We start from the raw sequence: 20,105 nt of genomic DNA on the forward strand, positions 1-20,105 counted from the left end.
CATGCCCGAGTACCGCCGCATCCTCCTCGACGGCGCCGCCGTGGAGACCGTTCGTGACGGCGACGAACTGGTCGCCGGCGACGGCCGGCGCGTCGCGATCGACGACGCCCAGCACCTGCCGCCCGTCGTTCCCTCGAAGGTGATCGCCGTCCACCTCAACCACCGCAGCCGGGTGGACGAGTTCCGGATCGGCCTGCCCGACACCCCCACCTACTTCCACAAGCCGACCTCCGCGCTCAACTCCCACAAGGGCGCGATCGTCCGCCCCGAGGGCTGCCGCTGGCTCAACTACGAGGGCGAGGTCGCCATCGTCATCGGCAGGACCGCGCGCAACATCTCCCCGGCCGAGGCGGGCGAGTACATCGCCGGCTACACCGTGGCCAACGACTACGGCCTCCACGACTTCCGCGACACCGACGCCGGCTCCATGCTCCGCGTCAAGGGCTCCGACACCCTGTGCCCGCTCGGCCCCGGGCTGGTCACCGACTGGGACTTCCACGGCAAGCGGCTGCGGACCTACGTCAACGGCGAGGTCGTCCAGGACGGCTCCACCGACGAGATGACGTGGGACATGCACTATCTCGTCGCCGACATCGCCCGCACCATCACCCTGTGCCCCGGCGACGTGCTGCTGTCCGGCACCCCGGCCAACTCCCGGCCGGTCCGGCCCGGGGACGTCGTCGAGGTGGAGGTCGAGGGACTCGGCCGGCTCACCAACCACATCGTCACCGGCCCCACCCCGGTCCGGGCCGACGTGGGGGCGCAGCCCACGGAGTCGGAGGAGGTGCTGTCCACCGCCCTCGGCGGCGACTGGGAGTTCCGCGGCATCCGGCCGCCGAAGCGCTGACCGGCACGCCCCCGGTAGGGTCGACCCCATGACCGACCCCGCCCGGCCCGCCGGCGAGCGCAGCCCCCGCAAGCGCGTGACGAACTACGGGACGGGCCGGGTGGCCCTGCTGGACGCCGCCGTACGCGTGGTGGCCCGGGGCGGTCTGCGCAAGCTCACCTACCGGGCCGTCGCCCAGGAGGCCGGGGTCACCCATGGGCTCGTCGTGCACCACTTCGGTTCGCGCGACACGCTGATCGAGGAGGCCGTCGCCCACGCCATCCGCTCCTCGCTGCACAGCAGCGCGCTCGACGGCGGCACGGGCAGGCCGGCCGACTTCGCCGCCGGCCTCCCGGACATGGTCGAGTCCGGTCCCGAGCTCCAGGCGTTCCAGTACGAGTTGCTGCTGGAGGCCCGACGCCGGCCCGAGCTGCTGCCGCAGCTGCGCGCCCTCTACGAGGAGTACTTCGAGGCCAGCCGGCGCGAACTGGACCGCATCCTGCCCGGCCCGGTGGACCGCGGCACGTCCCGGCTCGTCTTCGCCGCGCTGGAGGGCCTGGTCCTGCACCAGCTGGTGTTCGGCGAGCGCGAGGCCACCGAAGAGGCGCTGGCCGAGCTCAGGAACATTCTGGAAGGACTGGCCGGGGAGCCGGACGAGCGCTGACCCGCTCCACCGGCCCGTCCCCGTCGGGCCGTCGGCCGTCGTGGGCGCGGCGGCGCGCGGCCCTGGTCACGCCCGCGTAAAGATCCGTGCCGCGGCTGGATCTCCCGCGCCCCAACCCCTTGCCAAACGGATAGTCGCACCCCACGATGAGGCAACTCGTTTGGCCTGAAACGACTTCCTCCTCATCTGGCAGGTGATCCGAGTGGACAGTCAGACGGCTTCCGCCGAGCGGACCGTGCGGGACGCCCCCACTGCAGCCACACTCAAACCCAACGCCCTGGGTGTCCTTGGCATCCTCTTCTTCGTGCTCTCCGGCCAGGCCCCGCTGACGGGTATCGCGGGCGCCGCCCCGATATCGGTCGCCATCGGCAACGGCTCCGGCACCCCCGCGGCCTATGTGGTGGCCGGGGGTGTGATCCTGCTCTTCTCCGTCGGGTTCATCGCGATGGGCCGGCACGTCGTGGACGCCGGGGCCTTCTACACGTACATCGGCACGGGTCTGGGCCGGGCCGCCGGCGCGGGCAGCGCGAGCGTCGCCCTGTTCGCGTACTGCGTCATCCAGGCGGCGATGTACGGCCTGTACGGCTCGATCGTCAGCGGGCTCCTCGCCGACCACACCTCGCTCCACGTCCCGTGGTGGGTCTGCACGCTGGTCACCATGGCCGTGGTGCAGGCCCTCGGCGCCGCGGGAATCGAGATGGGCGCGCGGGTCCTGGCCGCGTTCGTGCTCGCCGAGTTCAGCATCCTGCTGCTCTTCGGCCTGATCACCCTGTTCAAGGGCGGCGGCCCCGAAGGGCTCGGGGTGGCCGACAGCTTCTCCCCGTCGGCCGCTCTGCAGGGCGCGCCGGGCGTCGCCGTGATGTTCGCCCTGGCGTCGATGTTCGGCTTCGAGGCGACCGCCATCTACGGCGAGGAGGCGAAGAACCCCAGGAAGACGGTGCCGCGGGCCACGTACCTCTCGGTGATCGTGGTCACCGGTTTCTTCGCCCTCACCTCGTGGACGCTCATCTCGGCCTACGGCGCCTCGAAGGCGCCGGGTGCGGCGAACACGGCGCTGGCCGCCGGCGACTCCGCCGGTTTCGTCTTCGCGCCCGTGGCCGACCTGTTCGGCGGCTGGGTCGGCGACGTCCTGCCGGTCCTCCTGGCCACCTCGCTGTTCGCCGGCGTCCTGACCTTCCACAACTCCGCCAACCGCTATCTGTTCTGCCTCGGCCGTGACGGGCAGCTGCCCGTGGAGCTGTGCCGGCTGAACGGCCGGCACGCCCCGTGGATCGCGGGCCGCGTGCAGACCGCCGTCGCCGTGCTGCTGGTCATGCCCTTCGCCCTGGCCGGCGAGGACCCGGTGCTCACCCTCTTCTCCTGGTTCAGCGGGCTCGCCGTCCTGGCGATGATGCTGCTCTACCTGCTGACCTCGGTGTCGGTCGTGGTGTTCTTCCGCCGCCGACGGGTGGACACCGGAGTGTGGAACACCCTGGTCGCCCCCGTGCTGGGCGCGCTGGGCATCGCGGGCGCCATCTGGCTCATCCTGGCCAACTTCACCACCCTGATCGGCGGCGAGGCGAGCACGGCGCTGTGGCTGGTCCTGTCGGTGCCGGTCGTCATGGCGCTGGGCGTGGCCAACCAACGGATCCGCCTCCGACGCGCCGCTCCCGGCGCGGGCTGACCACCCTGCCCGGCGTGTGCCCGGCCACCGGGCGCACGCCGCGCACGGCCCCGCCTCCCCTGTCCGTTCTCTCCCCTTCACCGACGTGGTCTGGAGGACCCGCATGACCCGCGCCACCCACGAGGAATGGCTCCGCCGGGCCGAGACGCTGCAACCGGCCGGCGCGCACCTCATCGACGGCGCCGACGAGGCCGGCGGCGGCGACACGTTCTGCGTGGTGTCGCCCCGCGACGGCCGGGTGCTGGCCGAGGTCGCCGATGCCGGCGCGGCCGAGGTCGACGCGGCCGTCGCCGCCGCGCGCCGCGCTTTCGACGACGGCCCCTGGCCGCGGCTGTCCCCCGCCGAACGGGGCCGCGTCCTGCTGCGGTTCGCCGACCTCCTGGAGGAACGGCGAGCGGAGCTGGCGCTGACGGTCAGCCTGGAGATGGGCAAACCCGTCACCGATGCCCATGACATCGAACTGCGGGCCGTGATCAGCACCTTCCGCTGGTACGGCGGGCTCGCCGACAAGCTCACCGACGAGTCCCCGCACACCGCGCCCGACGCCCTCGCCCTCGTCACCCGGGAGCCCGCCGGCGTCGTCGGCGCGGTCGTCCCCTGGAACTTCCCGCTCACGCTGGCCGGCTGGAAGATCGCGCCGGCGCTGGCCGCCGGTTGCGCGGTCGTGCTCAAACCCTCGGAGAACTCCCCGCTGTCGGCGCTGCTGCTGGGGCGGATCGGCCTGGAGGCCGGGCTGCCGCCGGGCGTCCTCAACGTCGTGGCGGGCGACGGGCCGGTGGCCGGCCGGGCCCTCGGTCTGCACCCCGGCGTCGACGTCCTCGCCTTCACCGGTTCCACCGCCGTCGGCCGCTGCTTCCTGCGCTACTCCGCCGACTCCAACCTCAAGCGGGTCTGGCTGGAGCTGGGCGGCAAGTCGCCCAACATCGTCCTGCCCGACGCCCCCGACCTGGAGCAGGCCGCGGCGACCGCCGCCTGGGGCATCTTCTTCAACCAGGGCGAGATGTGCACCGCGCCCTCCCGGCTGCTGGTCCACGCCTCCGTCGCCGAACAGGTCACCGAGGCCGTCGTGGCGCGCGCCCGCGCACTGCGCGTGGGCGATCCCCTCGACCCCGCCACCGAGATGGGCGCCCTGGTCGGCGAGAGCCACCTCGACCGGGTGCTCGGCCACGTCCGCAGCGCCCTCGACGACGGCGCCCGCCTGCGCACGGGCGGCGCGCGCATCCTGGCCGGGACCGGCGGCGCCTACCTCGAACCGACCGTCTTCGACCGGGTCGCCCCGGACAGCCGCCTGGCCCGCGAGGAGGTCTTCGGCCCCGTGCTGTCCGTCGTCACGTTCGACGACCTCGACGAGGCCGTCGCCCTCGCCAACGCCACCGAGTACGGTCTGGCGGCCGGACTGTGGACGTCCGACCTGTCCACCGCCCACCGGGTCTCCCGCGCGCTCCGGGCCGGCACGGTGTGGGTCAACTGCTACGAGGAGGGCGACCTCACCGTGCCGTTCGGCGGCATGAAGCAGTCCGGCAACGGACGCGACAAGTCCGCCCACGCCCTGGAGAAGTACACCGAACTCAAGACCACCTGGATCCAGCTGTGACCCACCGCCCGCTCGTCGCGATCCCCGCCCGCTTCTCCGCCACCGCCTCCGCCCTGCGCCACGCCGCGGAGGTCAACGCCCGAGCCCTGGTCGACGCCGTCTGGCGGGCGGGCGGCGAGCCCGTCGCCCTCCACCCGCACGCCCCCGGGGGCACGGCCGATCCCGCCGAGGTCGCCGCCCGTCTCTCCCGTTTCGACGCGCTGCTGCTCCCCGGCGGCGGCGACCTCGCCCCGCACCGCTACGGCGCTCCCCACGCCCACGAGGCCGTCTACGACGTGGACGACGAGCAGGACGCGTTCGACCTGGAGCTCGCCCGGCGGGCCCTCGCGACCGCGTTGCCGCTGCTGGCCGTCTGCCGCGGACTCCAGGTGGTCAACACGGTCCTGGGCGGCACCCTGCACCAGGACATGGGCGGCCCCGGACACGAGCACCGCCACCTGCGGCACCCCGTCTCCTTCGCCCCCGGCTCCGCCCTGGCCCGGGTCACCGGCGCCGACAAGGCCGAGGCGTCCTGCTACCACCACCAGCACGTGGACCGGCCGGGCAAGGGACTGGCCGTCACCGCCCGGGCCGCCGACGGAACGGTCGAGGCCGTCGAACTCACGGGGCACGACGGCTGGTTCACGGCCGTGCAGTGGCATCCGGAGGACACTGCCCACGAGGACCCGGCCCAGCAGCGCCTCTTCGACGCGCTGGTGCGGGCCGCGCGCGGGGCCGCCTGAGCCCCGGCTCCACGGCGCTCCCCCGCCGGCACGCCGACCGGCGTCGCGCGCGGCGCGGCGGCCGGCCGGAAGGCCGCGTCAGCCGCGGGCGCGCCGGCCGCTGCGGCGCGGCGCGGGCTGCTCGCCGTTCAGCAGCGACCGGCGCCGCTCCTCGCCCTCCTGCTCGACCTGGAGCACCACGCGCCGCAGCCCGTCGGCGAGGCCGCGGCACTCCGCGTCGCTCAGCCGCGAGGTGACGAAGGACTCCTCCTCGTTGAACGCCGGGAACACCCGGCGCATGAAGTCCTCGCCGTCCTCGGTGAGCGCGAGCAGCACCAGCCGGCCGTCGGTGGGATGGCCGACGCGCCGCAGCAGGCCGCGCGACTCCAGCGTGCGGGAGACCCCGGTCAGCGTGCCCTTGGAGATCCCCGCCTCCTCGGCGACGTGCCGCGTCTCGGACTCGCCCCAGACCCACACCACCCACAGCACCACGAAGGCGGTCCAGGTCAGATCCGAGCCGCGCAGCACGGAGTTCTCCAGATGCTGCCGCACGGCGGACGCGGCCCGGTAGATGTTGGCCACCGCGGCCATCTGCTCCCGGCGGACGGGGATGCCGCCGAGCTTCGCCTCGACGAGCCTTTCCGCCTCGTCGATGGACCGCTGGCTGGGCACGGGGGGCTCCCTCGAATCGTCACCGGGCCGCGGACCCGGCAGGGACCGCGGCCGTTCGGTGTCGCATTCTACGGGCGGACGGATCTCGCCGGCCGATTGCGGTGCCCGCGGGGGCGGTGCGGGCGCCGCCGGCCGACGCCGGTGCCCCTTGGGCCTGCGGGGCCGCGGGGAGCCGGGTTCCTCCGGTTTCGGCGTCGACCTTCACGTAGAGTGCGGTCAGGCTTCACGCGGAGTGTGGCCAGGAGGGTGTTCAGGTCTGTCGTCACACACGGCTCCTGGGTGACCTCCGCCCGCTCCGGAGGTCACAACGCAGAGCCACGCGTCGTCGCGCTCGGCGGGACTGCGCAGCTGTCGCGGAATCGAGGTCGGCGCCCAGGTGGAGGCCACAGTGAAGTGCCCCGACATGTCGCGCGGTGCGCGTCTGACCGCCCATGGCGCCGTGTCCACAGCCCTGGCCCTGCACAGTGATCGCGCCCTGCGCGAACTCCTGGACACGGCCGTGCCGATCGGCTCCGGCATCGGCGGGAAGTCGGCCCTGCTGGAGGTCGCCGGAACCCCGGTCTTCGTGAAGCGGGTGCCCCTCACCGATCCGGAGAGGCAGCCCGAGCACGTCCGGTCCACGGCGAATCTGTTCGAGTTGCCCCTCTTCTGCCAGTACGGCGTCGGGACCATCGGCTGGCCGGGCTGGGGGGCCTGGCGGGAGCTCGCCGTGCACACCATGACGACGAACTGGGTGCTCGCGGCGGAATACGGGGGCTTCCCCCTGATGTACCACTGGCGGGTGCTGCCGGACTCGACACCCCTGCCCGAGGAACTGGCCGACGTCGAACGGGCCGTCGCCTACTGGGGCGGCGGACCGCAGGTGCGCCGCCGGATCGAGGCCCTCCAGCAGTCCTCGGCGAGCGTCGCGCTGTTCCTGGAGTACATCCCGCAGAACCTGCACCAGTGGCTGGGCGCCCAGGTCGAAGCGGGAGACGAGGCCGCCAACCGAGCCTGCGCCATGGTGGAGAGGGACCTGGCAGCCGGCACCTCGTTCATGAACAGCCGCGGGCTGCTGCACTTCGACGCGCACTTCGAGAACATCCTGACCGACGGTCGGCGCCTCTATTTCACGGACTACGGCCTCGCCGTCTCCTCCGGGTTCGAACTGTCGCAGGACGAGGCCGACTTCTTCGACCGGCATCAGACCTACGACCGCTGTTACACCGCCACGTATCTGGTGAACTGGCTGGTCACCGCTCTGTGCGGATACCAGAAGGAGGACCGGGAGGGCCGCTGCGCGCTGGTGCGCGCATACGCGGAGGGCGAGCGCCCCGCGGGAATCCCGGAGGCGGCCGCGGCGATCCTCGCCCGCCACGCGCCGATCGCCGCGCTGATGTCCGACTTCAACCTCAAGTTCCAGCGCCGGAGCAGGCGGACCCCGTATCCGCTGGAGGAAATCCGTCGACTTGGCAAGCCGTACAGCTCCTCCCTTTACTGACCGACGCCTGGAGTCCGGCATTCGACGTGGATCGGTCCGCCCACGTCGGCCTCCAGCAGCTCCCCGGGGCACGACGCCGGCCCGACCATGCGCGTTCGAGTTCAACCCCGCGCAACAGTTCGGCGATGGAACTGTTCGTCCAGTCCTGAATCAAACGCGAAGAGGCTAATGCGCGCGAAGGTTGGTTTTGCGTCTTTTGGAGCCTTCGGATCTTCATCGTTCACCGTGCGTCCGCCACGACGTTGAAAACTTTCGCGAAAAATGACCGATATGCGGCTTCACCTTAATCGGATCGCGACTTGACCAGCCTTGACGTGCCATACGGGCGGTTGAAATCGTCGGCAGCGGCGCTGCCGACTCACGCGGCCGCCTTGAACTGGCTTACTCACACGCGAGGTTGTCGCTTCATGCCCGGCGCACCGCCCACTCCTGCTTCGCCTGCCCGTGCGGCTCCGGCAGCACACCTCAGGCTCCTACACCGGAACGGTCTCGCGCCAATCATTTTCTGACCCCGAGGATCCGCACGTCCTGACCGAGCGCTCGCGACCCGGTGCCCGGTCAACGCGGCCAAGCATCCAGTCACTCACCGGATTTGCGGGCCGATACGCCCCACATCACGAAAGGTCGGCTAGCAGTGCTGCGTTACATCGCCCGCAAAGTAGTCGGCTGGTTTTTGATGATCGCCATCGCGACCAACCTCACGTATTTCCTCGCTAACGCATTCCTCAAACCTGCGTCGAACTACACCGCGTTGCGACCGCCTCGAACTCCAGCCCAGATCAACCATTCGCTGGCGCTCTACAATCTCAATCCAGACAAACCGATCACGGATCGGTGGTGGCACTGGATATCTCAGATCGTGACGCACTTCGATTGGGGCCAGTCGCCGACCGGAGGCAGCGTCAACGACCAGGTCGGCTATCGGATTTTCGTCAGCGGCGAGCTGGTCCTGGGCTCGACGATCCTGTCCATCGTCATCGGAGTCGGGCTGGGCGTCTACACCGCGTCGCGCCAGTACAAGGCCGCCGACCGGCTGTGGCAGGGGGTCTCCGTGCTCTCCTTCAACACGCCCTCCGCGGTGGCCTCCCTCGCGGTGGTGCTCGCGGCCATCGCGCTGAACCAGGCCCTGGGCAGCACACTGCTGCCCGTCGCCGGAGCGCAGAGCCCCGACGTCTCCGGGTTCTGGCCGGTCTTCGGGTCCAGAGCCACGCACGCGATCCTGCCCACGATCTCGCTCACGTTCATCTCCTACGCCGGGTACCACCTGCTGCAGCGATCGCTGCTGCTGGACCACATCAACTCCGACTACGTCCGTACCGCACGGGCCAAGGGCTTGACGCGGAAGCAGGCCATCTACCGGCACGGGCTGCGGACCTCGATCATTCCCGTCGCCACTCAGGTCGCGTTCGCGATGCCGGCGCTGTTCACCGGCGCGGTGATCACGGAGACGGTCTTCGCCTGGCACGGAATGGGTGAGTACTTCACCAAGACCATCAGCACGAACGACGTGCACGGCGTCGTCGCCGTCGCAGCCTTCGGAGCCCTCATGACGGCCATCGGCGCGATTCTGGCCGACCTCGTCATCGTGGCCCTCGACCCCAGGATCAGGGTGAGCTGACGTGGCCATCAACATGCCCGGCGCCGGCCCCGACGCCGAAGACGTGCGCCCCGAGAAGGCCGAGGTGCGGAGACCGGGGAAGACCGGCCCCGGCGGCAAGCGCCTCTCTCCGTCCAGGCTCTACATGCGGCGCTTCGCGCGCAACAAGGCGGCGCTCGGCGGCCTGGTCCTCTTCGTCCTCCTCGTGCTCTTCTCGGTGTTCGGCCAGTATCTGACCCACTGGGACCACATGGAGGCGGACTTCACCGCGCTCTCCGTCGCCCCCGGGGTCGGCGACCACCTGCTCGGCACCAACGGCGCGGGCAACGACGTCTACGCCCAGCTCGTGCACGGCCTCGGCAGATCGCTGATCATCGCCGTGACGGTGTCGCTGCTGACCACCGCCATAGCCGGACTGTTCGGCACCACCGCCGCCTACTTCGGCGGCAAGATCGAACGGGCGATGCTCGGTTTTGTGCACTTCCTGCTGATCCTGCCCTCGTTCCTCATCATCGCCCTGGTCGGTACGCACTACCGCGGCGAGTGGCAGGTTCTGGTCGTGGTCCTCACGCTGTTCGGCTGGATGCTCACGGCCCGGGTGATCTGGTCCCTGGCCACCTCCCTGCGGGAGCGCGAGTACGTGATGGCGGCCCGCTTCATGGGAGTCAGCCCGATGCGCACCATCGTCCGCCACCTGGTACCGAACATCGGGTCCTTGCTCATCGTCACGTTCACCCTCGGTGTCGCCTCGACCGTGCAGTCCGAGACGGCGCTCTCCTTCATCGGTTTCGGCGTCAAGCAGCCCGACGTGTCGCTGGGCTCCATGCTCGCCGACGGGCAGAACACCCTGTCCACCGCTCCCTGGCTGTTCTACCTGCCCGCAGCCCTGGTGGTGCTGCTCACCGTGGCGATGGCGCTGATCGGCGACGGTCTGCGGGACGCCCTCGACCCCACCTCGCAGTCTGGAGGCCGCGCATGATCGAGCAGCGCGCTGTCACGCCCGAGCCCGACACCCAGCAGGCCCTGCTGTCCGTGCGTGACCTGAAGGTGGCCTTCCCGTCGGAAGCAGGCCGGGTGGAAGCCGTTCGCGGCGTCTCCTTCGACCTGCACCGCGGCAGAACCCTGGGCATCGTGGGCGAATCGGGGTCGGGCAAGTCCGTCACGTCCATGGCCGTCATGGGGCTGTTGCCCGACTACGCCTCGGTCACCGGCGGAATCACGCTCGGCGGGCAGAACCTCCTCGATCTCGACGACCGGCAGATGTCGAAGGTGCGCGGTCAGCGCATCGGGATGATCTTCCAGGACCCGCTCTCGTCGCTCACTCCGATCTTCAGCATCGGGGCCCAGATCGTCGAGGCCCTCCAGATCCACCAGGACATCTCGTCCGCGGCCGCCTGGAAACGGGCCGTCGAACTGCTGGACCTGGTCGGCATCCCCAACCCCGACCGCCGCGCCAAGGGATTCCCGCACGAGTTCTCGGGCGGCATGCGGCAGCGGGCCGTCATCGCCATGGCGATCGCGAACGACCCCGACCTGATCATCGCGGACGAGCCGACGACCGCTCTCGACGTCACCGTGCAGGCGCAGATCCTCGACGTCCTCAAGACCGCCCAGCGCGAGACCGGGGCCGCGGTCATCATGATCACCCACGACCTCGGGGTGGTGGCCGGCTCGGCCGACGACGTCATGGTGATGTACGCCGGCCGGCCGGTCGAGCGTGCCGGGGTGGACGAACTCTTCTCGCGACCGCGCATGCCGTACACCATCGGCCTGATGGGCGCGATTCCCCGACTGGACGACCGCGCCAGGGACGCCCTGACCCCGGTCCCGGGGACTCCGCCGCTCCTGGTGGACCTTCCCGACGCCTGCCCCTTCGCGGCGCGTTGCCCGGTGGTGCAGGACGCCTGCCGGGAGGCCGAACCGCCCCTGCTGGCGATCGCCGAGGACGACACCGGCGACGGGCACTCGGCCGCCTGCCGGCGTGCTGCGGAGATCTCCGACAGCGCCATCGACGGCCGCCCTGTCTACCCCGTCCCGGTCGTCAGGGAGAACCGGGCCGCGGCCGTCCCCCGCGAGGACCGGCCGAAGGTCCTGGAACTCTCCGGTGTCACCAAGACCTTCCCACTCACCAAGGGCGGTCTGCTCAAACGCAAGGTGGGCACCGTCTTCGCCGTCAACGGCATCGACCTCGACATCCGGGAGGGAGAGACGCTCGGACTCGTCGGAGAGTCGGGGTGCGGCAAGACCACCACGCTACTGGAGATCATGGGGCTGAAGCCGCCCGAGCAGGGCAGCATCGCCGTCTGCGGCCAGGACACGGCGGACCTGAAGCGGAAGCAGGACATCAGCTCCGTCCGCCGCAACATCCAGATGATGTTCCAGGACCCCATGGGGGCACTGGACCCCCGCATGACGGTCTTCGACATCCTCGCGGAACCCCTCCGGGCGGTCGGTGAACGCGACAAGAAGGTGCTCGGCACCCAGGTGGCGGAGCTCATGGAGCTGGTGGGGCTCGACCCCGAGCACCGCGACCGCTTCCCCGCGGCCTTCTCCGGCGGGCAGCGGCAGCGCATCGGCATCGCCCGGGCGCTCGCCACGAAGCCGCGGCTGCTGGTTCTCGACGAGCCGGTCTCGGCTCTCGACGTCTCGGTGCAGGCCGGCGTCATCAACCTGCTCAACGACCTCAAGGCCGAGCTGGGCCTGTCCTACCTCCTCGTCGCCCATGACCTGTCGGTGGTGCGCCACATCTCCGACCGCGTGGCGGTGATGTACCTGGGGCGGATCGTCGAGATCGGCACCACCGACTCCCTCTTCGACGACCCCAGGCACCCCTACACCAAGGCGCTCCTCTCCGCGATCCCCCTGCCCGATCCGGTGGCGGAACGCACCCGGGAACGAGTTCTGCTCAAGGGCGACCTCCCCAGTCCTACCGACGATCAGCCGGGTTGCCGGTTCGTCACCAGATGTCCGCTCCACCTGACGCTGTCGGAGCCGCAGAAGGAGCAGTGTCGCGGGGTCACTCCGCAGCTCACCGGGCGGGGAGACCAGGACCACCGCGACGCATGCCATTTCACGGACACGACCACGTCTGCCAACAACTGAGCTGAAAGGCTGTCATGAGAAGAACCGCTCTGAGCGGGTTGGCGTTCGCCGCCGCCGCTTCCCTCGTCCTCTCCGGGTGCGGCGGTGGCGACACCGACAACTCCGGGCAGGAGAAGTCCAAGGGTGCCACCTCGGAGAGCCAGGTGCTGACCTCGTACAACCCCCAGCCTGCGACCAACCTGGAGCAGGGGGGCAAGCTGACGCTTCCCATCGTGGAGATTCCCGATCAGCTCAACCCCCTGAACGGCAACGGAACACTGTACTCATCGAAGATCGCCTGGTTCTACCAGCCGCAGCTGTCCTTCAACGACCCCAAGGGCAACATCACCTTCAACGAGGACTACCTCACCGACGTCAAGCAGGCGACGGTGGACGGCAACACCCAGGTCACGTACGACATCAACCCGAAGGCCAAGTGGAACGACGGCCAGGACATGGACTGGACGGCGTTCCGGGACACCTGGAACGCGCTCAACGGGAAGGACAAGGAGTACGACGTCAGCTCCACCGACGGCTACTCCAGCATCGCCTCGGTCAAGAAGGGCAAGGACGCCAAGCAGGCGATCGTCACCTTCGACGGCCCGTTCGTGTACTGGAAGTCCCTCTTCTACCAGCTCGTCAACCCGCACATCGCCAAGCCCGCGGACTTCAACAAGGCTTACGTGAACAACCCCCACGCGGAGTGGGGCGCCGGCCCTTACACCATCTCCAAGTTCGACGCCAAGGGCGGCACCGTCACCTACAAGCCCAACCCCAAGTGGTGGGGCGCCAAGCCGCATCTGGACGAGCTCACCTTCGTGCAGATGGAGTCCAGCGCCAGCATCAACGCCTTCAAGAACGGTCAGATCGACGCCGTCCAGGCAAGCAATGCCGAGGAGCTCAACCAGGTGAAGTCGGTGAAGGGGACCGAGCTTCGCCGCGGCACGACCACCTCCAACAACCTCCTGGTCTTCAACAGCACCTCGCCGCAGCTGAAGGACCCGGCGGTGCGCAAGGCTCTGATGGAGGGAATCGACCGTTCTCAACTCGCGAAGATCTCGTTCCAGGGGCTTGGCTACACCGAGCCCCTGCCCGGATCCTTCAGCCTCTTCCCCTTCCAGAAGGGGTACCAGGACAACTTCGGCAAGCTGGTGAAGTTCAGTGCCGACACGGCGAAGAAGGATCTGGACGCCGCGGGCTGGAAGGTCGGCTCGGACGGTGTGCGCGCCAAGGGCGGCGAGAAGCTGGAACTGACCTTCCCCACCATCGGTGACAGCTCCACCGTCAAGGCCCGGGCCACCGCCCTCGCCCAGATGATGAAGGACATCGGCGTCAAGCTGGACATCAAGGCGCACCCCTCCGCCGACTTCAACAAGGTGTTCACCGACCGCGCCTTCGACATCTTCGGCATGGGCTTCATCTCGAGCGACCCGAACGGAATGCTCTACCTCTGCCAGATGTACTGCTCCGACTCCACTCTCAACGTCTCCCGCTCGGTGCCGAAGAGCATGGACAAGGAGACCAAGGCCGTCACCAACCTGCCGACCTTGGACCAGCAGCTCGAAGTCGGCAACAGCGTCGAGCTGAAGGCCATGGAGACCTACGGCATCATGCCGACCCACAACGGCCCCACCATCTGGGCCGTCAAGAAGGGGCTCGCCAACTACGGGGCGGCCCAGTTCTACGGCAACTACGGCGTCGCGGGCCCGCCCGAGCTGATCGGCTGGCAGAAGAAGTAGACCGTCCGGTCGGAGGCTCCGCCGCAGCATCGACGCGGCGGGGCCCCCGACCCGTGCCGGGCTCTGCCACGTATCGGTGGTGACGGCGGGTGACGGGTGTCGTCGGCCGTTCACACGACCACCACCCGGCGCCACCGCCACCCGGGCGCGCACGAGGTCACGCCCTCCTTGCGCAGCGCTCTGCGCGCTCCCCGCCGGACCCGATCGCCCGGACACGCCGACGCCGATCAGACACACGCCGGTCCCGGCCGGTTCCCAAAAATGATCAAGGGCCGGTTTCGGATGCCTCCGAAACCGGCCCTGACCTGCGACTGTCTCCAGTCGGGACGACAGGATTTGAACCTGCGACCCCTTGACCCCCAGTCAAGTGCGCTACCAAGCTGCGCCACGTCCCGTCGCGGTTTTCCGGTGTTCCGGGCGACCGCGCAGGACAAACATTACCTCACTCCGAGGCCCTGATCGACGCCCTTGCCTGGTGGGCGCGGTCGGCGAGGCCTTCGGCGCCGCAGGCGGTGGCCAGTTTGTGGGCCCTGGCGAGTTCGCGCGGGGAGCGGATCGCGATGCCGTAGTCGACGAGCGCCAGTGCGTGTTCGTACGCGGACGGCGAGGCTTCCAGATGGCGGACCGACTCCGCCAGCAGGTGGACGGCGTCCTCGGGGCGGGCGAAGAGGGCGACACAGCGCAGGGCCTCGCCGATCGCGGTGTCGGTGCCGAAGCGTTCGGCGTGCACCCGGTAGGCGGTGGCGAGTCGGTGCGCGCGCTGCGGGTCCTCGTCGGCCAGGGCCCGGGCGAGGTCACCGGCCCAGGGCGCCCACACGCCGTTGAACCTGCCCCGGGCCTCCAGGGCCTGGCCGACCGCTTCGAGTTCGGTGACGGCCTCCTTCGTACGGCCTTCGGCCAGCAGCAGCCTGCCCCGCAGGCACGGGGCGTCGGGCAGCACCATGGCGCTGGGGTACGGCGGGCCGAAGTCGTAGCGGTTGGCGATCTCGCGGGCCTCGGTGACCCGGCCCCGGGCGACCAGGGTGTCGATCAGCAGACAGGCGGCGTCCCAGTGGACCGGGAGTCCACTGCCGACCCGGTCCGCGAGGCGCAGGCCCTCGCGGAGGAAGCCCTCGGCCTCGGCCAGCCGGCCGCGACGGCGGTGCACCAGCCCCAGCAGGGTGTGCGCGAACGCGAGGTGCCCGCCGCTCCATCCGGAGATCTCGAACGCGCGGACGGCCTCGCCGAACAGCGCCTCGGCCCGGTCGACCTGGTCGGTGAAGGCGTAGGTGATGCCGACGAGGGTCGGCAGCTCGAAGCCCCACTCGGTGTCGGTCCAGCCGAGCCCCCGGGCGGGATGGCCGTCGACCAGGGCCCGTTCGCAGAGGTCCACGATGAGCTGCGCGTTCTCGCCGCGCATCATGGCGTCGAAGGCGCGCAGGGTGAGCAGCGCCCGTTCGGCGTTGTCGCGGCCGGTGAGGTGGTCGGCGTTGCGGGCGAGCCGTTTGGACCGGGCGGGCCCGTCGTCCTCCGTGGACTGCATGCCCTCCCAGAGGAAGTGGGCGGCCTGCAGGCGCATCAGGCCGGGCCCCGGGGCGGTGCGCGCGGCCTCGGCGGCGAGCGCGGCGGCCGCCTCCCTGAGCTGGTTGTTGTGGGAGTGCGCGGCCGCCAGCCGGTAGGTCGCGTCGACGCGCTGGGCGTCGTCGAGACCCGGCATGTCGAGGGCGTCCCGCAGGTGCCGGACGGTGGTGGCCGGGGAGCTGAGCAGCGTGGCGCAGCCCAGTTCGTACAGCAGCGTCGCCTTCACGTCCGGGTGCGGGGGCTCCTCCAGGGCCCGTTCCAGGCAGCGGCGGGCGGCCTCCGGCGCGCCGACGGCGAGGTGCTGCCGGGACGCCTCGCGGAGCTGCTCGACGATTTCCTGGTCGTCCTCGGGGTGCACCTCCAGCAGATGCCGGGAGGCCGCCGCGGCGCCGAGTCCCGCGCGGGTGATCGCCCAGGCGGCCCGGCCGTGAAAGGCGGTGCGGGTGGCCGGAGGGATGGAGCGGTAGATCGCGGAGGCGATCAGCGGGTGCACGAACTCCAGCGGGTCGAATCCGGTGACGATCCGGGCCTCGCGCAGCCGTGCCGTGCAGTCGGCGGCCTCGGCCTGGCTCATTCCGGCGAGCGTGGCGGCGAGGTTCTGCGAGATCTCCGTGCCGAGGACGGCCATGGCCCAGGCGAACCGGGTGGCGTTGGTGCCGAGCCGTTCGAGCCGGGCGACGAGGCCGCTGCCCCGGGCGGACGCGCCGAGTTCGCGCAGCAGCCCGGCCGACTCCTCCAGCGGCGCGAGTCCGCGGTCCTGGACCTTGGCGACGAGTTCGACCGCCTCGTAGGGGTTGCCTCCGGTGACGGCCCACACCTCGCGGCAGAACGGGTCGTCGGCGTGCTCGCCGAGGCCGGCGCGGACGAGTTCCGCGGTGGCGTCCGGGGTCAGGGCGCGGAGCGCGACCCGCACCTGGGAGGGGTGGGTGTCGCCGGCGGCGACCTCGTGCCGCCCCGCCATCTCCTCCGGCCGGTGGGCGCGCACCACCAGGACCCGCAGTTCGCCGAGGCGCTCGGTGAACGAGGTGAGCCAGGCGAGGGTTTCGCCGTCGGCCCAGTGGGCGTCGTCGATGATGAGCAGCAGCGGACGGTGGCTCAGCCGGGAGGCGAGCCGGGACACGACGAAGTCCAGGCCGTCCCGGACGCCCTGCGGGTCCGGCTGGGGCCCGCTGGGCTCCGCGAGTCCGAGGGCGGGCGCGGCGATCTCGTACCAGGGACCGAACAGGGCGCGCACCTCGTCGGGCGGGACCTGCTCGAAGGCCGGTTGCAGTAACTGCCGCACGACGTGGAAGGGGACGGAGGTGACCGTCTCGCCGCCGCGCGCGGACCAGATCGTGCAGCGGTCGGCGGCCATCGAACGGATCTCGTCGAGCAGTGCCGTCTTGCCGATCCCCGCCTCGCCGCTGAACACCAGCAGCCCTCCGGCGGCCTGGGCGCCGCACAGGGCGTCCACGGCTTGTGCGGCAGCGGCGAGTTCCGGTTCGCGCTCGTACAGTGGCCGGGACTGCTTCATCCCTACCCTCCCCAAAGTGGTGCGGACGACTGCCGACACTAGTCGTGCGCATGGGTCCACGGACAGTGGTTCGTACACTTCATCGCAGGTGCGGGGCACAATCGAATGGTGAACAGCGCCGACAGGGATCGCGACGGGGAGGGCCGGGCGCGCAACGCGCGCCCGCGTGACGGTCTGGGCCGTCCGCTGCCGTACGGGACGCCGGGGGTGGAACGGCAGCCCGAGGGGGTTTCCCGCACCCCCGAGGAGACCTTGCGGGAGGCACAGCGGCTGCTGGACGCGGGGATGCCGTTCCACGCGCACGAGGTGTTCGAGGACGCGTGGAAGTCGGGCCCGCCGTCGGAACGCGAGTTGTGGCGGGGGCTCGCGCAGCTGGCCGTGGGGCTGACGCACGCGGCGCGCGGCAACACGACGGGCGGGGCCCGGCTGCTGCGGCGCGGGGCGGGAGCGCTCGCGGGGGCGGAGGCCGACCGGCCGTACGGGATCGGGGTCGGTGAGCTGATCGACTGGGCGCTGGAGCTGGCGCGGCGGGTGGAGGCGGCGGAGGGCCGGAGCGGGGAAGGTCCCGGCGGCCCGGTCGACGCGGTCGCGGAGGCGCCCCGGCTGCGGTCCGGCAGCCGCTGAACCGGTCCGGCGCGGCCCCGCCCGGGCTCTCCCGGCGCCGGGGCGCGGGGCGGTTCGGCGGGGGCATGGGGCAGACTCGGTGCGGTGAGGAAGATCTATGTCATCGGTATCGGCGCGGGCGACCCCGACCATCTGACCCTGCAGGCAGTCAAGGCGCTGAACAGGGCGGACGCGTTCTTCATCCTCGACAAGGGCGAGGAGAAGTCGGATCTGGTCCGGCTGCGGCGGGACATCCTGGACGCGCACGCGAAGGACCGTTCCTACCGGCTCGTCGAGGCCCGGGACCCGGAGCGCGACCGCGGGACATCGGACTACTCGCCCGCGGTGGACGACTGGCGGCGGCGCCGCGCCGATCTGTACGAGCGCTTCATCGCGGAGGAGCTCGGCGAGGACGAGTGCGGGGCGTTCCTGGTGTGGGGGGACCCCTCGCTGTACGACTCCACGCTCGGCATCCTCGACGAGGTCGCCGCCCGGGGCGCCGTGGCCTTCGCGCACGAGGTGGTGCCGGGGATCAGCAGTGTGTCCGCGCTGTTGGCCAGGCATCGCACCGGGCTGAACCGGGTGGCGCGTCCGGTGCAGATCACCACGGGCCGGCGGCTGGCCGAGGGCTGGCCCGAGGGCGTCGACGACGTGGTGGTGATGCTCGACGCGCGGCAGGCGTTCACCCGCCATCTCGACCAGGACCTGTTCATCTACTGGGGGGCGTACGTGGGGACGGAGGACGAGATCCTGGTCTCCGGGCGGTTGGCCGAGGTGTCGGACCGGATCGAGGCGCTGCGGGCCGAGGCGCGCGCCCGCAAGGGCTGGATCATGGACACGTATCTGCTGCGCCGGGGCTGACCGGCCCGGACGCGCGCAGGAGTCGCAGGGCGGAGGGCACGTCGTGGACGACGGGCACGCCGTCGGGCGGCGGCGGGCGGCGGACCACGACCACGGGCAGTCCGAGGTTCCGGGCGGCGGTGAGTTTCGCGGCGGTGGCGGGGCCGCCGCTGTCCTTGGTGACGAGGACGTCGACGGCGTGCGCGCGCATCAGCGCCGTCTCGCCCTCGACGGTGTAGGGGCCGCGGTCGAGGATCAGCTCGGTGTGCCGGGGCAGCGGCGGCTCCGGGGGTTCCACGGACCGCACGAGGAAGCGGAGCCGGCCGGCGCCGGGGGCGGTGGCGAAAACCCCCAGGCCCAGGCGGCCGGTGGTGAGGAAGATCCGTTCGCCCAGGCCGGGCAGCCGGGCGGCTGCGTCCGCGAGGTCGCGGGCCGGGTGCCAGCGGTCGCCGGGGCCGGCCGTCCAGCCGGGCCGGCGCAGTGCGAACAGGGCGGTGCCGGTGGCGCGTGCCGCCTCGGCCGCGTGGGCGCTGATGGTGTCCGCGAAGGGGTGGGTGGCGTCGACGACGGTGTCCACCGCGTGGGCCCGCAGCCAGTCGGCGAGGCCGTGGGACCCCCCGAAGCCGCCGACGCGCAGCTCGCCGTCGGGGGTCCGGGGCCGGGCGACCCGTCCGGCCAGGGAGGTGGTGACGCGGGTCGTCGTGTCGCGGGTCGTCGTGTCGCGGCCGGGCCCGGTCAGCTCGGCGGCGAGCTGCCGGGCCTCGGTCGTACCGCCGAGGATGAGGACGTGGCCGGGCATGCGTCGAACCTACGCCACTTCGGCCGCCGGCCGCCCGAGCGGTGAACGGGGCGGGCCCGCAGCCATTACGATCCCGCGTCATGAGCACTTCTGACCAGGACCGGGCCGCGGAACGCCCGATAGCCGCTCCCGGGGCCGCCTCCGACGACGATCCGGAGGGCGGTACGAGCCCGGAGCGGCCGGCGGACGCGCTGCCCGGAGAAGCGCCGGCGCCCCGGCCGGACGCCGGGCCGAAGGCGGGGTCCGGCGCGAAGCCGCCCACGACGGCCGGCGCGAGGACGGCCGGCGGCCGCGACGAGGCCGGTGCCGACGACGAGGAGGACGCCGGGGGCGCGGGCCGTGCCCCCGCCGGAGCCGTCTCCCGGGCGGCGGATCACACCGCCGGGGAGCCCGGGGCGGACCTCGCGGAGGAACCCGGGGCGGACCTCGCGGAGGAGCCGGGGGCCGCCGCGCGGAACGCTTCCGAGCCCGGGGCCGCCGGACAGGACGCTTCCGAGCCCGGAGAGCGCAGGCTGACTCCGCGTCAGGCACGGCGGCTCCGCGTCGCCCTGTCCTCGGCCGGCATGGTCGCGATGGCGGTCGTGCTCGCGCTGCGGATCGCCAGCCGCTCCTCGGTGCTCGTGGTCGGGGTGTACGGGCTCGCGCTGATCCTCTGCGGGATCGTGATCGAGCTGAGCAGGAACGGCCGTACCCGGCTGGGCACATGGCTGCTGGTGGTGGGGGTCGCCGCGGCGATCGGCTCGGACTGGCTGCTCATTCCCTGACGTGCCGTC

Annotated in this window: 16 protein-coding genes and 1 tRNA gene; 13 read left to right on the forward strand and 4 right to left on the reverse strand. The window is 71.3% G+C overall.

From position 1 onward, the window contains the following. The first annotated feature begins 1 nt into the window (after position 1). The 5 genes from WA762_RS03500 (at position 2) to WA762_RS03520 (ending at position 5,469) form a co-directional block, all read left to right on the forward strand. The gene (locus WA762_RS03500; protein WP_335932785.1) at positions 2-847 is read left to right on the forward strand and encodes a fumarylacetoacetate hydrolase family protein; all 846 of its coding nucleotides are present in this window, start codon (positions 2-4) and stop codon (positions 845-847) included. 28 nt (positions 848-875) lie between these two features. After that, positions 876-1,490 carry a TetR/AcrR family transcriptional regulator gene (locus WA762_RS03505; protein WP_335932787.1) on the forward strand — a complete coding sequence of 205 codons (615 nt, stop codon included), beginning with the start codon at positions 876-878 and terminating at the stop codon, positions 1,488-1,490. A 202-nt stretch (positions 1,491-1,692) separates the two neighbouring features. Beyond that, positions 1,693-3,153 carry an APC family permease gene (locus WA762_RS03510; RefSeq protein ID WP_335932789.1) on the forward strand — a complete coding sequence of 487 codons (1,461 nt, stop codon included), beginning with the start codon at positions 1,693-1,695 and terminating at the stop codon, positions 3,151-3,153. 103 nt (positions 3,154-3,256) lie between these two features. Beyond that, positions 3,257-4,747: an aldehyde dehydrogenase gene (locus tag WA762_RS03515; protein WP_335932790.1), complete on the forward strand. Its 1,491-nt coding sequence runs from the start codon at positions 3,257-3,259 to the stop codon at positions 4,745-4,747. After that, positions 4,744-5,469 (forward strand): gamma-glutamyl-gamma-aminobutyrate hydrolase family protein, encoded by a 726-nt coding sequence (locus WA762_RS03520; protein WP_335932791.1) that lies wholly within the window; start codon positions 4,744-4,746, stop codon positions 5,467-5,469. Before WA762_RS03515 ends, WA762_RS03520 begins: the two co-directional genes overlap by 4 nt. Before the next feature lie 78 nt (positions 5,470-5,547). Here WA762_RS03520 and WA762_RS03525 read toward each other — a convergent pair whose 3' ends face one another. After that, the gene (locus WA762_RS03525; RefSeq protein WP_335932792.1) at positions 5,548-6,120 is read right to left on the reverse strand and encodes a MarR family winged helix-turn-helix transcriptional regulator; all 573 of its coding nucleotides are present in this window, start codon (positions 6,118-6,120) and stop codon (positions 5,548-5,550) included. 403 nt (positions 6,121-6,523) lie between these two features. Here WA762_RS03525 and WA762_RS03530 point away from each other — a divergent pair, with 403 nt between their 5' ends. The 5 genes from WA762_RS03530 to WA762_RS03550 all read left to right on the forward strand — a co-directional run bounded on the left by WA762_RS03530 (position 6,524) and on the right by WA762_RS03550 (position 14,017). Then, positions 6,524-7,600, forward strand: coding sequence for a protein kinase family protein (locus WA762_RS03530; protein ID WP_335932793.1), 1,077 nt, complete (start codon positions 6,524-6,526; stop codon positions 7,598-7,600). An 859-nt stretch (positions 7,601-8,459) separates the two neighbouring features. Further along, the gene (locus tag WA762_RS03535) at positions 8,460-9,218 is read left to right on the forward strand and encodes an ABC transporter permease (RefSeq protein ID WP_335932794.1); all 759 of its coding nucleotides are present in this window, start codon (positions 8,460-8,462) and stop codon (positions 9,216-9,218) included. Between the two features lies 1 nt (position 9,219). Continuing rightward, the gene (locus WA762_RS03540) at positions 9,220-10,176 is read left to right on the forward strand and encodes an ABC transporter permease (protein ID WP_335932795.1); all 957 of its coding nucleotides are present in this window, start codon (positions 9,220-9,222) and stop codon (positions 10,174-10,176) included. Continuing rightward, a complete protein-coding gene (locus WA762_RS03545) occupies positions 10,173-12,299 on the forward strand; it encodes an ABC transporter ATP-binding protein (RefSeq protein WP_335932797.1) in 2,127 nt (708 codons plus the stop codon). Before WA762_RS03540 ends, WA762_RS03545 begins: the two co-directional genes overlap by 4 nt. A gap of 14 nt (positions 12,300-12,313) precedes the next feature. After that, positions 12,314-14,017, forward strand: coding sequence for an ABC transporter family substrate-binding protein (locus tag WA762_RS03550; RefSeq protein ID WP_335932799.1), 1,704 nt, complete (start codon positions 12,314-12,316; stop codon positions 14,015-14,017). A gap of 321 nt (positions 14,018-14,338) precedes the next feature. Here the strand turns inward: WA762_RS03550 and WA762_RS03555 are convergent. After that, positions 14,339-14,412, reverse strand: a tRNA-Pro gene (locus tag WA762_RS03555). Positions 14,413-14,459: 47 nt separating this feature from the next. Then, positions 14,460-17,090 (reverse strand): ATP-binding protein, encoded by a 2,631-nt coding sequence (locus tag WA762_RS03560; protein ID WP_335932801.1) that lies wholly within the window; start codon positions 17,088-17,090, stop codon positions 14,460-14,462. Positions 17,091-17,198: 108 nt separating this feature from the next. On the opposite strand from WA762_RS03560, the gene WA762_RS03565 reads away from it, so the two are divergent. Together WA762_RS03565 and cobF are read left to right on the forward strand one after the other, a co-directional pair. Continuing rightward, the gene (locus tag WA762_RS03565; protein ID WP_335932802.1) at positions 17,199-17,714 is read left to right on the forward strand and encodes a DUF309 domain-containing protein; all 516 of its coding nucleotides are present in this window, start codon (positions 17,199-17,201) and stop codon (positions 17,712-17,714) included. 84 nt (positions 17,715-17,798) lie between these two features. Continuing rightward, complete coding sequence (cobF, locus tag WA762_RS03570; protein WP_335932803.1) at positions 17,799-18,554, forward strand: precorrin-6A synthase (deacetylating); 756 nt, start codon at positions 17,799-17,801, stop codon at positions 18,552-18,554. On the opposite strand, the gene WA762_RS03575 is transcribed toward cobF, so the two are convergent. After that, a complete protein-coding gene (locus WA762_RS03575) occupies positions 18,523-19,332 on the reverse strand; it encodes a cobalt-precorrin-6A reductase (RefSeq protein WP_335932805.1) in 810 nt (269 codons plus the stop codon). The genes cobF and WA762_RS03575 overlap by 32 nt on opposite strands. An 80-nt stretch (positions 19,333-19,412) precedes the next feature. Here WA762_RS03575 and WA762_RS35630 point away from each other — a divergent pair, with 80 nt between their 5' ends. Beyond that, on the forward strand, positions 19,413-20,096 hold the full coding sequence (locus WA762_RS35630; protein WP_443080508.1) for a hypothetical protein: 684 nt from the start codon (positions 19,413-19,415) through the stop codon (positions 20,094-20,096). Positions 20,097-20,105 lie beyond the last annotated feature (9 nt).

Origin of the sequence: Streptomyces tyrfis, assembly GCF_037034285.1 — a bacterium.
Taxonomy (GTDB): domain Bacteria; phylum Actinomycetota; class Actinomycetes; order Streptomycetales; family Streptomycetaceae; genus Streptomyces.

Bases quoted from the DNA above. Each gene is read 5' to 3' on its own strand.
- WA762_RS03500 (WP_335932785.1), top strand. From the start codon at position 2: ATGCCCGAGTACCGCCGCATCCTCCTCGACGGCGCCGCCGTGGAGACC.
- WA762_RS03505 (WP_335932787.1), top strand. From the start codon at position 876: ATGACCGACCCCGCCCGGCCCGCCGGCGAGCGCAGCCCCCGCAAGCGC.
- WA762_RS03515 (WP_335932790.1), top strand. From the start codon at position 3,257: ATGACCCGCGCCACCCACGAGGAATGGCTCCGCCGGGCCGAGACGCTG.
- WA762_RS03530 (WP_335932793.1), top strand. From the start codon at position 6,524: ATGTCGCGCGGTGCGCGTCTGACCGCCCATGGCGCCGTGTCCACAGCC.
- WA762_RS03545 (WP_335932797.1), top strand. From the start codon at position 10,173: ATGATCGAGCAGCGCGCTGTCACGCCCGAGCCCGACACCCAGCAGGCC.
- WA762_RS03550 (WP_335932799.1), top strand. From the start codon at position 12,314: ATGAGAAGAACCGCTCTGAGCGGGTTGGCGTTCGCCGCCGCCGCTTCC.
- WA762_RS03560 (WP_335932801.1), bottom strand. From the start codon at position 17,090: ATGAAGCAGTCCCGGCCACTGTACGAGCGCGAACCGGAACTCGCCGCT.
- WA762_RS03575 (WP_335932805.1), bottom strand. From the start codon at position 19,332: ATGCCCGGCCACGTCCTCATCCTCGGCGGTACGACCGAGGCCCGGCAG.
- WA762_RS35630 (WP_443080508.1), top strand. From the start codon at position 19,413: ATGAGCACTTCTGACCAGGACCGGGCCGCGGAACGCCCGATAGCCGCT.